Genomic DNA, 15,630 nt, shown 5'->3' with positions numbered 1-15,630 from the left:
GGTAACCGGCGATGAATACCAGGCTTCGTCACGACGCACTGCGTCTTGGCGTGTTCTTGGTCGTCTGCCTGTTCGGCGTGTTCGGGGTGTACGCGGTGTTCGGGAACCTGCGGTTCGGGGAGGAGACCAACGGCTACCGGGCCGAGTTCACCAACGTGACCGGGCTCGAGAAAGGCGACTTCGTCCGCATCGCCGGGGTCGAGGTCGGCCAGGTCAAAGGCGTTGAGATCCAACCAGATACCACCGCGTTGGTCGACTTCACCGCGGATCGTTCGGTGGTGTTGACGGAGGGCAGCAGGGCCGTCATCCGCTACGACGACCTGATCGGCGGGCGCTATCTGGGGCTGGAGGAAGGTGCGGGCAGCACGATCAAGCTGCGGCCCGGTGGCACGATTCCGATGGCCCGCACCTCGCCCGCGCTTGACCTGGACGCGCTGATCGGTGGGTTCCGGCCGCTGTTCCGGGCGCTTGATCCCGAGCAGGTGAATGCGTTGTCGGGCCAGTTGATTCAAGCGCTGCAGGGCCAGGGCGGGACCATCAATTCCTTTCTTGCCCAGACGGCGGCTCTGACCACCACGTTGGCCGACCGGGATCAGCTGATCGGGGAGGTGATCGTCAACCTGAACGTGGTGCTGGGATCGCTCGGTGACCAGAACGACCAGTTCGCAAAGGCCGTCGACGCACTGTCAGGACTGGTGCAGGGGCTGGCATCCCGCAAGCAGGAGATCAGCAACGGCCTGGCGTACACCAATGCCGCCGCCGCAAGCATCACCGATCTACTGGCGCAGGCGCGTCCGCCGTTCGCTAAAACGATTCGGGAGACCGACAGGGCCGCAGGCATCGTGGTCGCCGACCACGAGTACTTCGACAACCTGATCAACACCCTGCCCGACGCGTATCAAGCGCTTGCGCGGCAAGGCATCTACGGCGACTTCTTCAGCTTCTACCTCTGCGACATCGTCCTCAAACTCAACGGAAAGGGCGGTCAACCGGTGTACGTCAAGGTCGCCGGCCAGTCCACTGGGAGGTGCGCGCCGAAGTGAAGCCTTTCAGCGAACGCAACCCGTACGTCATCGGCGCGATCGGGCTGGCGTTGACCATCGGCATCGTGATCGGTGCGGTGCAATACGACAAGCTGCCGATCTTTCAGGGTAGGGAGTATTCCGGGTACTTCGCCGAGGTCGGCGGTCTGACCACCGACGACGACGTCCAGGTGTCGGGTTTCACCGTCGGCAAGGTGAAGTCCATCGAGCTTGACGGGCCCCGGGTGCTGATCAAGTTCACCGTGGACCGCAAGATCCGCCTTGGTGACCGCACCGAGGCTGCGATCAAGACCAGGGGCTTGCTGGGCACCAAGATGCTCGAGGTCACCTCCCGCGGCACCGGCCAGCAGGAGGGCACCATACCGCTCGACCGGACCACGTCGCCGTATCAACTGCCCGATGCGCTCGGCGATTTGGCGATGACGATCAGCGGACTGAACACCAACCAGCTGTCGGATTCGCTGAGGGTGCTGTCGGATACGTTCGCCGACACCCCGCCGCAGCTGCGCATCGCCGTCGAAGGCGTGGCACGGTTCTCCGAGACCCTCAACGAACGCGACGCCGACCTGCGTGGCCTGCTGACCAACGCCAACAAGGCATCGACGGTGCTGGCCGAACGCAGCGACCAGGTGGTCAGCCTCATCGGCAACACGAACGCGCTGCTGGCCGAGTTGGAGGGCCAAAGCGCCGCAGTCGATCAGATCGCGGGCAACGTGTCGGCTCTCAGCCGGCAGTTGCAGGGGTTCATCGCGGATAACCGGGACACCATGCGACCGGCTCTGGACAAGCTCAATGGTGTGCTGACGATCCTCGACAACCGTAAGGAACGTCTACAGAGGTCGATCAAACTGCTTGGCCAGTATTCGATGTCGCTCGGTGAATCGGTGGCGTCGGGGCCGTTCTTCAAGACGTACGTCGCCAACCTGCTTCCCGGGCAGTTCCTGCAGCCGTTCATCGACGCCGCGTTCTCCGACCTCGGGCTTGATCCGAATGTGCTGCTTCCCTCGGAGCGCAGCGACCCGCAGGTTGGCCAGCCGGGCACACCGGCCCTGCCCGTGCCCTTTCCGCGGACGGGCCAGGGCGGTGAACCGCATCTGACCCTGCCCGATGCGATCACCGGTAACCCCGGCGATCAGGGCTGCGGTCCGCCCGGCTTGCCGCTGCCCGGCCCCACTGGCTGCTATCCCTACCGCGAGCCACTGCCTGCTCCGCCCCCTGGCGGTCCGCCACCGGGACCGCCCGCGGTGGCCCCTGCCGGGGTGGCCTCCACGCCTCTGCCGAGCCCGACCCGCGTCTACGTGCCTGCGCCCAACGAAGTTCCGCCGCTCGTGTCTGCGGAGGTGGGTCCGTGAACCGCAAACTCAGAATCGGGCTGTCGGTCGGGCTGGTCGCGCTGCTGATCGCCGGGGTGGTGGTGCTGATGCGAACGACGGACACCATCAACCGCACCAACGTCGTCGCGTACTTCGAAAACAGCAACGGCATCTACCCCGGCGACGACGTTCGCATTCTCGGGGTGACCGTCGGCAAGATCACGACCATCGAGCCGCAGCCCGAGCGAGTCAGGATCGCGTTCTGGTACGACAGCAAGTACAAGGTGCCCGCAGATGCGAACGCCGCGATCCTGTCGCCGACGCTGGTGACCTCGCGTGCGATTCAGCTCACGCCCGTCTACACCGAGGGGCCTGCGCTGCCCGACAACGCGGTGATCCCGCGGGAACGCACCGCAGTTCCCGTCGAGTGGGACGAGGTCCGCCAGCAGTTGGAGAAGCTGGCCGACTCGCTGCAACCCACCGAGCCCGGCGGGGTCAGCCCGTTGGGTTCGGTCATCAACACCGCCGCCGACAACCTGCGCGGGCAGGGCGCGAACATCCGCGACACCGTTATCAAGCTGTCGCAAGCGTTTTCGGCGCTGGGCGATCACAGCTCCGACATCTTCTCCACCGTCAAGAATCTGGCGATCCTGGTTTCGGCGCTGCAGGACAGTACCGACTTGATGCGCCAGCTCAACCAGAACTTGGCATCGGTCACCGGCTTGCTTGCCAACGATCCAGACGAGGTCGCCAACGCGGTCAGCGATCTCAACAACGTCGTCGGAGAGGTCCAGACGTTCGTGGCCGAGAATCGCGAAGCGCTTGGCACCACTTCGGACAAGTTGGCGGGGGTGACCCAGGCGCTGACCGACAGCCTCGGCGACGTCAAGCAGTTCCTGCACGTGGCGCCCAACACGTTGCAGAACTATGTGAACATCTGGCAGCCCGCGCAGGGTGCGGTGAGCAGCGTGCCAATGCTCAACAACTTCGCCAATCCAATCTCCTTCCTGTGCGGCGCTATCCAGGCGGCGTCACGTCTGGGCGCCGAGCAGTCGGCGAAGCTGTGCGTGCAATACCTGGCGCCGATCGTCAAGAACCGCCAATACAACTTCCTGCCTCTTGCGCAGAACGTCTTCGTCGGTGGCACCACCCGGCCGAATGAGCTCACCTACAGTGAGGACTGGATGCGGCCCGATTACGTTCCACCGCAGTCGATTCCGCCGGAGGGTGCGCAAGCGGCGCCGGTTGCCGATGTGCCAACCGGGCCACCGCTGGCGGCAGAGGCACCGGCTGTGACGAACCCCAGCGACGGCCTGCAGGGGATGATGGTGCCCGCCGGAGCTGGACCATGAAGCGGGACAGGGTGATACGCATGCTGGCCGGCGTGGCGGTGCTGGCTGCGGCGGTGTCGGGTTGCTCCGACTGGCGCGGGCTGAACTCCATTCCCCTGCCGGGTGTCCAGGGCGCGGGCCCCGGTGCATTCACAATTACGGCCCAGATGCCCGACGTGGACAACATCGAACCGAATTCCCGCGTCCGCGTCGGTGACGTGAACGTCGGCACCGTCAAGAGGATCGAACGTCAGGACTGGCACGCGCTGGTGACGATGGAGCTCAACGCTGACGTCGAACTGCCCGCCAACGCCACCGCCAAGCTCGGCCAAACCAGCCTCCTCGGCTCCGAGCACATCGAATTGGCGGCACCGACGGACGTCTCGCCTGAGGGCAGGCTGCACGACGGCTCGGTCATCCCGTTGTCCTCGTCGGGGGCATATCCGACCACCGAGCGGGCGCTGGCGGCGGTTGCGCTGCTTCTCAATGGCGGTGGAATAGGCAACATCCAGGACATCACCGAGGCGTTGAGCACCGCTTTCACCGGTCGCGAGAATGACCTGCGCAGTCTCATCGAGCAGCTGGACAAGGCCGTCGGCTACCTCGATGACCAGAAGGACGACATCATTGCCGCCACGCAAGGCGTCAACGACCTCATCGGCCAGTTCGCCGAACAAAAGCCCGTGGTGGACAAGGCATTACGGACAATCCCCGATGCTCTGGCCGTGCTGAGAGATCAGCGCGACAACCTGTCCGAGGCGTTGGTGCAGCTCGGAAAGTTCAGCGCGTTGGCGGCCGATTCCGTCGACCAGACCAAGGAAGCACTTGTCCAGGAGCTCAAGGATCTCGGGCCGGTGCTGGAGTCACTGGCCAATGCCGGACCCGCGCTCACCCGTGCGCTGAGTTTCCTGCCGACGTTCCCCTTCCCGAAGGAGACACTTACCAACTGGATGCGCGGCGACTATGCGAACCTCACGTTGATCGTCGACCTGACGTTGAGCCGGCTCGATTCCAGTTTCTTCACCGGAACGCGCTGGGAGTGCGATCTGACCTGGTTGGAGCTGCAGTGGGGCCGAACGATCGGCCAGTTCCCCAGCCCGTGCATGGCGAGCGCCCCGCCGAACGGCGCAGGCAACCCCCTGATCGCTCCATACCGTTTGGACCAGGGGCCGTGACATGATCCTGACCCGACAGATCCTCATCCAGATGGCGATCTTCGCCGTGATAGCGACCACGGCACTGGCGATCATGGTGTTCGGCTACATGCGGCTGCCGGCGATGCTGGGCGTCGGGGAGTACCGGATAACCGTCGAATTACCCGAGACCGGCGGGCTGTATCCCAGGAGCAACGTCACCTATCGCGGTGTCGAGGTGGGGATCGTGGACAGCGTTTCGCTCACCGACTCAGGTGTCGCGGCCGTGTTGTCGCTGAAGTCGGACACCAGAATCCCCGCCGACGTCGACGTCGAAATACACAGCGTGTCCTCCGTCGGCGAGCAGTTCGTCCAGTTGATCCCACGCAGCGGTAATGGTCCGGATTTGAAGGACGGCGATGTGATCCCGCGCGACCGCGCAACCGTCCCGACGGATATCAACACGGTGCTGGACATGACCAACCGCGGTCTGGAGGCGATCCCGCGCGACAACCTGAAGACGGTGGTCGACGAGGCCTATATCGCCGTCGGCGGGCTCGGACCGGAGCTACGCAGGTTGGTCACCGGCAGCACCACGTTGGCCATCGACGCGCGCAAGAACCTCGACTCGCTGACCACCCTCATCGACCAGTCCCAACCGGTGCTGGACAGCCAGACCGACACCGCGGACTCGATCCAGGCATGGGCAGCGAACCTGGCCTCCATCACCGGCCAGCTGCAGAGCCAGGACCCGGCCGTGGCCGGGATTCTGGACAAGGGCCCAGGGGCTGCCGAGGAGACGCGGGCGTTGATCGACCGGCTGCAGCCCACGCTGCCGATCGTGCTAGCCAACCTGGTCAGCATCGGCGAGGTGGCCGTCACCTACCAGCCGAGCCTCGAGCAGCTGCTTGTGCTGCTGCCCCAGGGCACCGCGGTCACGCAGGCCGTCGGCGTGCACAAGCGGAACACGAAGCAGGACTACAAGGGCGATGCCTTGGTCTTCAACCTGAACCTGGTGATTCCCGCGCTTCCGGCGCCGATACCGTTGCCGCCGCAGCAGCTGCCACCACCGTGCACGACCGGCTTCCTGCCCGCCCAGCAGCAGCGAGTGCCCACCTTCGAGGATTACCCCGATCGGCCTGCCGGAGACTTGTACTGCCGAGTCCCGCAGGACGGGCCGTTCAACGTGCGAGGCGCCCGCAACCTGCCGTGCGTGGCAGTCCCTGGCAAACGTGCGCCGACGTGGCAGCAGTGCGAGAGCGACGAGTACTACGTGCCGCTCAACGACGGCTACAACTGGAAAGGTGACCCCAACGCGACACTGTCCGGGCAGTCGGTACCGCACGTGCCGCCCGGCGAGTCACCTGCAGAACCGCCTCCTCCGCCCAGCCCGGTGCCGCCGCCAATAGCGGCCGCCGAATATGATCCAGCATCCGGCACGTACGTTGGACCGGACGGGCATGTGTACACACAAGCCGACTTGGCACGTGGCGCCACAGAGGAGCAAACATGGCAGACGATGCTGCTGCCCCCGACGGGGAACTGAGCGAGGAAACCAGGGAGGACGAAGCCGAAGCCGATACTTCGACCGAATCCGTCGCCGACGAGTCCGGCGAGGGATCCGGCGAGGACGCTGAGGAGGGGGCAGGCGAGGAACAGCCGGCGACCGCCAAGGCCAAGATGTCGCATGTCCGGCTCGCCACGATCCTGGGGCTCGTTGCGGTGGTCGCGCTGGCCGGGCTGTGCGGGTGGCTGGGCTTCCGCGCGTACGAATCCCGAAAGGCGGCCGACGAGCGCAGCCTGTTCCTTCAGGTGGGGCGTCAGGCCGCGTTGAACCTGACCACGATCGACTTCGAACACGCCGACGAGGACGTGCAGCGCGTACTGGACTCCTCAACGGGGACGTTCTACGACGACTTCCAGGCGCGTGCCCAACCCTTCAAAGAGGTCGTGAAGCAGGCGAAGTCTAAATCCGTCGGCACCATCGCCGAGGCGGGCGTCGAATCGGAGACGGACGACGGAGCAGAGGTGCTGGTCGCCGTCACCGTCAAGACGTCCAATGCGGGTGCGGCCGAACAGGAGCCGCGTGCCTGGCGGATGCGGATCACGGTGCAGAAAGTCGGTGACGAAGCCAAGGTGGCCAACGTGAGGTTCGTATCGTGACCGAGAACAAGAACTTGAGCGACGAGACCGTCGAGGAAGCCGCGGCGAGGCTCGAGGTCGAAGCCGATACCGACACCACGACGGAATCGCCGGCGAAGGACTCGGCGGTCGATGAGCCGGAGGCGGCAGAGGAACCAGAAGTTGAGGCGGCAGAGGAACCAGAAGTTTCCGAACCGGCCAAGCCGAAACGGCAGCTCGATCGGTCGCGCATCGTGGCGTTCGCCTTGCTGCCTGCGCTCGCGTTCTTGCTGGCGATTGGCGCCGGGGTGTTGAAATTTCTGGACTCGGGCGTGCGCGACAGCGACGTTGCCCGTGAACAGTCGGTGCAGGCCGCCAAGGACAGCACGGTGGCCCTGCTGTCGTACAAACCCGACACGGTCGAACAGCAACTGACCGCGGCGCAGGACCGACTCACCGGCGAGTTCCGTGGCGAGTACGCCGACCTGACCAAGAACGTCGTGATACCCGGTGCCAAGGAGAAGCAGATCGCGGCGGTCGCCAGTGTGCCCGGCGCGGCCTCGGTTTCGGCCGATCCCGGTGAGGCGGTCGTCTTGCTGTTCGTCAACCAGACCGTGACCATCGGCAACGGCGTACCCACCGATACCGCGTCCAGCGTGCGCATCACGCTGGACAAGGTCGGCGACCGCTGGCTGATCTCGAAATTCGAACCGGTGTAGCCCGCCGACATGAGGGAGCCGGATTGGATCGACATCGCGACCCCCTCGGTAAAGCTGCGCGCATTGACCTGGGGGCCGCCCGACGCCCCGATCGCGTTGTGCCTCCACGGTTTTCCCGACACCGCCTGGGGCTGGCGCAAAGTCACGCCGCTGCTAGTGGACGCGGGCTGGCGGGTGGTGGCGCCGTTCATGCGCGGCTACGCACCGTCGACGGTCTCCGCGGACGACAGCTACCACGTCGGCGCGTTGATGGACGACGCGCTGCATGTGCTGGATGCAGCAGGCCCGACCGGACGCGACGTGGTGATCGGCCATGACTGGGGCGCGATGACGGCCGCCGGGCTCGCCGCAATGCCGGACAGCCCGTTCGCCAAGTCGGTGATCATGTCGATGCCGCCGCTCGCCGCTTATCGACCATGGGGGCGAGCGCCCGACCAACTCCGCCTATTGGCCCAGATCCCCCGGCAGCTGCTGCGCAGCTGGTACATCATGTACTTCCAATTGCCCTGGCTTCCTGAGCTTTCCGCGTCGCGGGTGGTGCCGACGCTGTGGCGGCAGTGGTCGCCGGGCTATGACGAGGCGGAGGACGTCCGGCTTGTCGAAGACGCCATCGGAGCGCCCGACAACTGGCGCGCCGCAATCAGCATGTACCGCCAGAACTTTCGCGGTAGCAAGCCGCCCGCAGAGTATGCGGATCTGCAGCCGCTGTTCATGAAGCCACCCGAGATGCCCATCCTCTACCTGCACGGCGACGACGACGGTTGCATGGCACCGGATTACGTCGCGTGGGTCGAACGGATACTCCCGCCGGGCGGAGGCGCCTTCGTGGTCGAGGGTGCGGGGCACTTCCTGCAACTCGAGCAGCCGGATGTGGTGGGGCGCCACATCGTCGACTACATCGGTCGATTCTGACTGGAGGGCATGACGGTGCGCCGGCTTGCAGCGGTCGATGCGCAGACCTACTGGATGTCGGCCAAGATTCCCAACGACCAGTTCCTGGTGTACGGGTTCGCGGGCGTGCCCACCGATCTCGAACACGCCATCGACGTCATCCGCTGCCGGGCAAGTGACTGTGCGGAGCTTCGGCTTCGGGTTCGCGAAGGCAACGCCATGACCTATCCGGCATGGGTGAGCCGCGACGTGGACGAAGGCCAGTTCACGGTCCACGAAATCGATGACAACAGCTGGGCGGGCTGTTTGGCCGCAATCAGCAGGCTCGCCGATGACCACCTCGATCCGCGGATGTATGCGTGGCGGATGCACGTGTTCACCTCGGTGGACGGTGTGCCCGGCGCCACGGGGGTGGGAACGGTCGCCGTGCTGCAGATCTCGCATGTGCTCGCCGACGGGGTGCGGTCATCGGCGATGGCGGCGCGGCTGTTCGGCCGCACAGTCGACATTGCGCCGGTGACGGCGCCGCGGGTGCGCGGCGTCAAGCTTCCGTGGCGCGGCCTGCTCGCCGCACGGACGCACCGCCGCCTGGTCGGGGACACCGCGGCGGGTTTGGTGCCAGCACAGGCCCCGTCGCGACCCGCGTTGCGGAGCAACACCCGACCGTCCGGTGTGCGCAGCGTGCGCACCGTGGTCCGGCACCGCGACCAACTGCCCGGCCCGACTGTGACGATCGGCGTGCTGTGTGCGGTGTCCACCGCGCTGTCGGCTCATCTGCGCGGGCTTGGCGATGATCCGTCGACGCTCGGTGCCGAGGTACCGATGGCGAAAACCACTGCGCGAGAGGCAAATAACCATTTCGGCAATGTCTCTGTCGGCCTGTACCCTGAGCTGGGTTTCGACGAGCGCGCGACGCGGATCGCCGCCGAGTTCGCCGACCGCCGCCGACGCGCCGAGCACCCGGCGATGCGGGCGGCCAGCCGCGCGTTCGCTGTCACGCCCGCTCCGTTGTTGCGCTGGGGCGTTGCACAGTTCGACCCGACCGTGCGGTCGCCGACGGTGACCGGAAACACCGTCGTCTCCAGCGTCAACCGGGGACCGGCGGACCTGCAGTTCGGCGGTGCACCCGTTGTGGTCACCGCCGGCTACCCGGCGTTGTCGCCGATGATGGGTCTCACCCACGGGGTGCACGGCATCGGGGACACCGTGGCCGTCAGCGTGCATGCCGCCGAGTCGGCCATCGGGGACGTCGACGAATACGTCGCGCGACTGGACGCGGCACTGTCAGGCTGAGCGCCCTATCCGACTCGACCCCCTGCGCGAGCAGACGTAAAAGTTCGCGACACGCCGGTCCGACGGGCACTTTTACGTCTGCTCGCGCTGAGTGAGCCGAACCCCCTAGTACCGAGCTAGAACACGTTCTAGTCTGTGTGGCCATGGGATTCCTTCAGCCCGACATGCCCGTCGTCGACTTCGCCGAGTGGAGTAAGGGAACCCGCTCCGAAAAGATCCGCCCGATGGCCAGGCACTGGGCCGAGGTCGGCTTCGGCACGCCGGTCGTCATGCACCTGTTCTACGTGTTCAAGATCCTGCTCTACATCCTCGGCGGCTGGCTGTTCGCGCTTGCCACCAAGGGTGTCGACGGCTTCACCAACGTCGCGCAGTGGTGGACCGAGCCGATCGTTTTCGAAAAGGTCGTGCTCTACACCATGTTGTTCGAGGTCGTCGGCCTCGGGTGCGGCTTCGGGCCGCTGAACAACCGGTTCTTCCCGCCGTTGGGGTCGATCCTGTACTGGTTGCGGCCCAACACCATTCGGCTGCCGCCATGGCCGAGCCGGGTGCCGCTGACAAAGGGCACGGCGCGCACGCCGGTGGATGTCGCGCTGTACGGGGCGCTGCTGGTGATGCTTCTCGTCGCGCTGTTCTCCGACGGCTCGGGGCCCATTCCCGCGCTCGGCACCCAGATCGGCGTGGTGCCGCTGTGGCAGATCTGGACAATTCTCGGTCTGCTGGCGGTACTCGGGCTGCGGGACAAGGTGATCTTCCTGGCCGCGCGCGGCGAGGTGTACGGCTCGTTCGCGGTGGCGTTCCTGTTCGCCGGCTACGGGGTCGACATGATCATCGCCGCCAAGCTGGTGTGCGTCGCGATCTGGATGGGGGCCGCGACGTCAAAGCTCAACAAGCACTTCCCGTTTGTGATCTCGACGATGATGTCGAACAACCCGCTGATCCGAACCAAGTGGCTGAAACGGAAGTTCTTCGAACAGTTCCCCGACGATCTGCGGCCAGGCCGGCTGTCGCGATTCATCGCGCATTTCAGCACGGCGATCGAGATGCTGGTGCCGTTGGCGCTGCTGTTCTCCCACGGCGGCTGGCCGACGGCGATCGCCGCATTCGTGATGCTCTGCTTCCACTTCGGCATCCTGTCGGCGATCCCGATGGGCGTGCCGCTGGAGTGGAACGTCTTCATGATGTTCTCGGTGCTGGCGTTGTTCGTCGGCCATGCCGAGGTGGGGCTGTCGGATATGACCACACCGCTTCCCGTATTGCTCTTCGCGCTGCTCGCAACGATCGTCGTGCTTGGCAACCTCTTCCCGCGCAAGATCTCGTTCCTGCCGGGCATGCGCTACTACGCAGGTAACTGGGACACGTCGTGGTGGTGCATCAAGCCGTCGGCCAACGAGAAGATCGACCGCGGTCTGGTCGCGATCGCCAGCATGCCCGCCTCTCAGCTCGAGAAGTTCTACGGCAGCGAGGAACAAGCGCAGATATTCCTGTATAAGGGATACGCGTTCCGCGGGTTCAACTCTCACGGCAAGGCGCTTCTGACCCTTGTGCACAATGCGTTGGCGGGACGCAACGAGGACGAGTACGTCATCACCGAGGGCGAGCGGTTGTGCAGCACCGCGGTCGGCTGGAATTTCGGCGACGGCCACATGCACAACGAGCAGTTGATCGAAGCCATGCAGGAGCGCTGCGGTTTCGAGCCGGGCGAGGTGCGCGTCATCCTGCTCGACGCGCAACCGTTTCATCGGCAGCGCCAGCAATACCGATTGGTGGACGCGGCGACGGGCGAATTCGAGCGGGGCTACGTCAACGTCGCCGACATGGTGACGGGTCAACCGTGGACCGACGACATACCCGTGCACGTCGAATGGTCCGCCGACGCACCGAGCCTGCGGGCAGATCGCGATTCTGCGCAGTAGCGCGATCTCCCAGCAGTCTCGGGGAGGGCATGCGGCGGCGAGTCAGCCCACGACGTCGCGGACCTTGACGGTCTCGAGCCCCTTCAGCAGCAGGTTGCGCGTCGTGTCGAGGTGTCTGCGCCAATGCGCCTCTGCGGCCGCGCCGTCGCCGGACCGCATGAACTCCATCAGCCGCCGGTACGACCGCATCACCTTCTCGTAGTCGGCCTTCGAGACGGGCCTGCGCTCCTTGAAGACGAACGCTGTGTGCCGCACCGTGATCTCGTGCAGCATGCCCGCGATCATGCCAAGCGTTGCGTTGCCGGAGAGTTCGACGAGCCTGCGGTGGAACTCACCCGTCGTCTCGGCAAGGCGCCCGGACTGCCAGCCCGCCGGGATAGCCTCGTCGAGCATGTGGTCGAGCTCGTCGAAGGCCTCCGCGCTGCCTGCTTCGGTGAGCAGTCGGACCGCCATCGGCTCGATCCCGGAGCGCGCCGTCATCACGTCTGAGATCGTCGCGCCCGACAGCTCGAGTAAAAGGCCGGCGGGACGGGCGACGATCTCGGGGCCGGGCACCCGAACGCGCGCGCCGGTGCGCGATCCGCGGCGCACCTCGACCAAACGCTCGGACTCCAACACCCGCACCGCCTCGCGCAGCGTCGGCCTGCTGACACCGAAGTGCGTCATCAGCTCGGCCTCGTTGGGCAGGTAGTCGCCTTCCTTCAGTTGGCCGTCGACCACCATGCGGCGCAGTGTCCCGGCCACCAGCTCGGCCGTCTTCGGCGACCGGATCGGCGCACCGGCTGCGGATGAGACCGCGTCGGGCCCGATCATCGGCGCCAACGGTGTACTGCGAGCCACCACTACTCCTGATCCGAGGTCCGCCTGGCCGTAGCAGCCAGGTATACAACTCAGTAAACCATGTTGCGAGTAGGGGACTTGGGACTTGAAACCGCCCACTGGCTTATCGGCGGCAACCGGCGAAGGCTTGACGCCATGACCGACGACATGTGGGGAGCTGGGGACTACCAGGCAGTGGCGCAGAAGGTCACCTCCATCGCCGATGTCCTCGTACGGCGTGCGCACGTCGAGTCCGGGATGACGGTCCTTGACGTCGCATGTGGAACGGGCAATGCAAGTATCGCGGCGGCAGAGCTGGGTGCACGAGTCACCGGCTTGGACTTTTCGCCGCATCTCATCGCGGTCGCCCGCGAGCTGGGAGCCGAGGCGAACGTCGACATCGAGTGGCTCGAAGGGGACGCGCAGTCGCTCCCATTCAACGATGACAGCTTCGACCGGGTCATCTCTGCGATCGGGCACATGTTCGCGCCTGATCACAGGCGAACAGCGGATGAGTTACGCCGTGTCAGCCGGAAAGACGGCTGTATCGCGATTGCCTGTTGGACGCCCGAGGGCAGCATCGGCGCCATGTTCCAGCGGCTCGGCGAGATCTCGGCGCCGCCGCCGCCGGGTTTCCAATCGCCTCTGCTGTGGGGTACCGAAGACCACGTGCGCGAACTGCTCGGCGACGGCGTTGAATTCGAGCGGCATGACGTTGAGTTCGACGAGCCGTCGGCCGCGAGCTACGCCGATTTCATGCTGACCCGCTTTCCACCCCTTGTCGCCTTGCGCGCCGACGTCGGCGACGAGATCGTCCGCGAGACCTATCTGCGCTGGGTCGACGAGGTGAATGAGGCTGACGACGGAACGCTGCGCTACCGCGGCGAGTACCTCGTCGCCGTGACCTGACGACAAGGCCGAGACGGCGGCGTTCCGCGACTACCGCGACCGCTATCGCAAGATGGCCGACGACCTGGGCTTCGAGGGCCACATGAAGTGGGCCGCGGAGGTGGGGTGATCTACCAACCAGTAGGTTGACCTAGTAAACCTTGTTCCTCTACGTTCGAGAATGGACGTCGTGGGAGAACACAGGAAAATCTTCGAAGGAGAAGTGTGATGGCAGAAGCCGTAATCGTCGAGGCCGTACGGTCACCGGTCGGCAAGCGCAACGGCGGTCTTTCGGGCGTGCACCCGGCCGAACTGTCCGCGCAGGTTCTCAACGGCCTCGCCGAGCGCACCGGTATCGACCCCGGCATCGTCGACGACGTCATCTGGGGCTGCGTCATGCAGGCAGGCGAGCAGGCGCTCGACATCGGCCGCACCGCGCTGCTGACCGCAGGCTGGCCGGAGAGTGTCGCCGGCGTGACCATCGATCGCCAGTGCGGTTCGAGCCAGCAGTCCATCCACTTCGCGGCTGCCGGAGTGGTGGCCGGGCACTACGACGCCGTCGTCGCCGGTGGCGTCGAGTCCATGTCGCGCACGCCGATGGGTGCGTCGCTGGCAGGCGGCGGAAACCCGTACCCCCAAGGCTTCAAGGACCGCTACGAGCGGACCCCGAACCAGGGCATCGGTGCCGAGATGATCGCCGAGCAGTGGGGCTTCGACCGCACCGCGGTCGACGAGTTCTCGCTCGGCTCCCACGAGAAGGCCGCCGCGGCACAGGATTCCGGTGCATTCGACGACCAGATCGTCGCCATCAAGGACCAGGACGGCAACCCGGTGCTCAAGGACGAGGGCATCCGACGCGGCACCACCATCGAGAAGATGGCGACGCTCAAGCCTGCGTTCAAGGAGGACGGTGTGATCCATGCCGGGAACTCCAGCCAGATCTCCGACGGCTCTGCCGCGTTGTTGATCATGTCGGCGGAGAAGGCGAAGTCGTTGGGGCTCAAGCCACTCGCCAGGGTGCACACGGCGACCCTCGCGGGCGCGGACCCGGTGATCATGCTGACCGCCCCGATCCCCGCAACGCAGAAGGCGCTCAAGAAGTCCGGGCTGAAGGTCGAGGAGATAGGCGTCTTCGAGGTCAACGAGGCCTTCGCGCCGGTGCCGCTGGCGTGGCTGAAGGACATCGGCGCCGACGAGAAGAAGCTCAACCCCAACGGTGGCGCGATCGCACTTGGCCACCCGCTCGGCGGATCGGGCGCCCGCATCATGACGACCATGCTGTACCACATGCGGGACAAGGGAATTCAGTACGGCCTGCAGACCATGTGTGAGGGCGGCGGCCAGGCCAACGCCACCATCGTCGAGTTGTTGTGACAGACGCTCCTGCTCCCGCCGCTCTCACCGAGCGGCGGGGCAACGTCATGGTCATCACCCTGAACCGGCCCGAGGCGCGCAACGCCGTCAACAGCGCCCTCAGCGTCGCCGTCGGTGACGCATTACAGGAAGCGCAGGACGACCCGGATGTGCGCGCGGTCGTCATCACCGGCGCCGGTGAATCCTTCTGTGCCGGAGCCGATCTCAAGGCCATATCTCGACGCGAGAACCTCTTCCACCCCGACCACAGCGAGTGGGGCTTCGCGGGCTACGTCCACCACTACATCGACAAGCCGACCGTCGCGGCGGTGAACGGCACCGCTCTGGGCGGCGGCTCTGAACTCGCCCTCGCAAGCGATCTCGTGGTGGCCGAGGAACGCGCGAAGTTCGGCCTGCCCGAGGTGAAGCGCGGGCTCATCGCCGCCGCCGGTGGCGTCTTCCGCATCGTGGACCACCTGCCGCGCAAGGTCGCGATGGAGCTGATCCTCACCGGAGAGCCGATGAGTTCGGCCGACGCGCTCAAGTGGGGCCTGATCAATCAGGTCGTGCCCGACGGCACCGCCGTCGACGCCGCGCTTGCGCTCGCCGAGCGGATCACCGTCAATGCCCCGTTGGCCGTATGGGCCAGCAAGCGGGTGGCAATGGGCGTCGACGACGACGTCATCACCGGCGACGAGCCCGGCTGGGGCAGGACCATGCGCGAGATCGGGACGCTCATCCGTTCGGAGGATGCCAGGGAAGGACCCCTGGCGTTCGCCGAGAAGCGCCAACCCGTGTGGAAAGCCAGGTAGG

Annotated in this window: 14 protein-coding genes; 13 read left to right on the top strand and 1 reads right to left on the bottom strand. The window is 65.8% G+C overall.

Features of this window, described 5'->3' with window-relative positions; all coding sequences use genetic code 11:
- Positions 1-11 precede the first annotated feature (11 nt).
- The 10 genes from D6M19_RS11965 (at position 12) to D6M19_RS11920 (ending at position 11,757) form a co-directional block, all read left to right on the top strand.
- The gene (locus tag D6M19_RS11965; RefSeq protein ID WP_123025430.1) at positions 12-1,043 is read left to right on the top strand and encodes a virulence factor Mce family protein; all 1,032 of its coding nucleotides are present in this window, start codon (positions 12-14) and stop codon (positions 1,041-1,043) included.
- Entirely contained in the window at positions 1,040-2,395 is a 1,356-nt protein-coding gene (locus D6M19_RS11960; protein WP_123025512.1) for an MCE family protein, read from the top strand. Before D6M19_RS11965 ends, D6M19_RS11960 begins: the two co-directional genes overlap by 4 nt.
- Positions 2,392-3,708, top strand: coding sequence for a virulence factor Mce family protein (locus D6M19_RS11955; protein ID WP_123025429.1), 1,317 nt, complete (start codon positions 2,392-2,394; stop codon positions 3,706-3,708). The genes D6M19_RS11960 and D6M19_RS11955 overlap by 4 nt, the downstream gene beginning before the upstream one ends.
- A 20-nt stretch (positions 3,709-3,728) precedes the next feature.
- Positions 3,729-4,862, top strand: a complete 1,134-nt coding sequence (locus tag D6M19_RS11950) for an MCE family protein (protein WP_407665325.1) — start codon at positions 3,729-3,731, stop codon at positions 4,860-4,862.
- A 1-nt stretch (position 4,863) separates the two neighbouring features.
- Entirely contained in the window at positions 4,864-6,366 is a 1,503-nt protein-coding gene (locus tag D6M19_RS11945) for an MCE family protein (RefSeq protein WP_123025427.1), read from the top strand.
- Complete coding sequence (locus tag D6M19_RS11940; RefSeq protein ID WP_123025426.1) at positions 6,330-6,983, top strand: Rv1363c family protein; 654 nt, start codon at positions 6,330-6,332, stop codon at positions 6,981-6,983. Before D6M19_RS11945 ends, D6M19_RS11940 begins: the two co-directional genes overlap by 37 nt.
- Positions 6,980-7,660 (top strand): hypothetical protein, encoded by a 681-nt coding sequence (locus tag D6M19_RS11935; protein WP_234834818.1) that lies wholly within the window; start codon positions 6,980-6,982, stop codon positions 7,658-7,660. The genes D6M19_RS11940 and D6M19_RS11935 overlap by 4 nt, the downstream gene beginning before the upstream one ends.
- A 9-nt stretch (positions 7,661-7,669) precedes the next feature.
- Positions 7,670-8,572, top strand: coding sequence for an alpha/beta fold hydrolase (locus D6M19_RS11930; RefSeq protein ID WP_123025424.1), 903 nt, complete (start codon positions 7,670-7,672; stop codon positions 8,570-8,572).
- A 9-nt stretch (positions 8,573-8,581) separates the two neighbouring features.
- Positions 8,582-9,844 carry a WS/DGAT domain-containing protein gene (locus D6M19_RS11925; RefSeq protein ID WP_123025423.1) on the top strand — a complete coding sequence of 421 codons (1,263 nt, stop codon included), beginning with the start codon at positions 8,582-8,584 and terminating at the stop codon, positions 9,842-9,844.
- A 143-nt stretch (positions 9,845-9,987) separates the two neighbouring features.
- Positions 9,988-11,757 carry a DUF3556 domain-containing protein gene (locus D6M19_RS11920; RefSeq protein ID WP_123025422.1) on the top strand — a complete coding sequence of 590 codons (1,770 nt, stop codon included), beginning with the start codon at positions 9,988-9,990 and terminating at the stop codon, positions 11,755-11,757.
- 42 nt (positions 11,758-11,799) lie between these two features.
- Here D6M19_RS11920 and D6M19_RS11915 read toward each other — a convergent pair whose 3' ends face one another.
- Positions 11,800-12,597, bottom strand: coding sequence for a FadR/GntR family transcriptional regulator (locus D6M19_RS11915; protein ID WP_123025511.1), 798 nt, complete (start codon positions 12,595-12,597; stop codon positions 11,800-11,802).
- 135 nt (positions 12,598-12,732) lie between these two features.
- On the opposite strand from D6M19_RS11915, the gene D6M19_RS11910 reads away from it, so the two are divergent.
- The 3 genes from D6M19_RS11910 to D6M19_RS11900 all read left to right on the top strand — a co-directional run bounded on the left by D6M19_RS11910 (position 12,733) and on the right by D6M19_RS11900 (position 15,629).
- Positions 12,733-13,485, top strand: a complete 753-nt coding sequence (locus D6M19_RS11910) for a class I SAM-dependent methyltransferase (protein ID WP_123025421.1) — start codon at positions 12,733-12,735, stop codon at positions 13,483-13,485.
- Between the two features lie 207 nt (positions 13,486-13,692).
- Positions 13,693-14,838: a thiolase family protein gene (locus D6M19_RS11905; RefSeq protein WP_123025420.1), complete on the top strand. Its 1,146-nt coding sequence runs from the start codon at positions 13,693-13,695 to the stop codon at positions 14,836-14,838.
- Positions 14,835-15,629: a crotonase/enoyl-CoA hydratase family protein gene (locus tag D6M19_RS11900; RefSeq protein ID WP_123025419.1), complete on the top strand. Its 795-nt coding sequence runs from the start codon at positions 14,835-14,837 to the stop codon at positions 15,627-15,629. The genes D6M19_RS11905 and D6M19_RS11900 overlap by 4 nt, the downstream gene beginning before the upstream one ends.
- The last annotated feature ends 1 nt before the right edge of the window (position 15,630 follow it).

This window comes from Mycolicibacterium stellerae (assembly GCF_003719305.1).
GTDB classification, from domain to species: Bacteria; Actinomycetota; Actinomycetes; order Mycobacteriales; family Mycobacteriaceae; genus Mycobacterium; species Mycobacterium stellerae.
The sequence above is the reverse complement of the archived record's forward strand: the minus strand, read 5'-3'. Positions and strand labels throughout refer to the sequence as shown.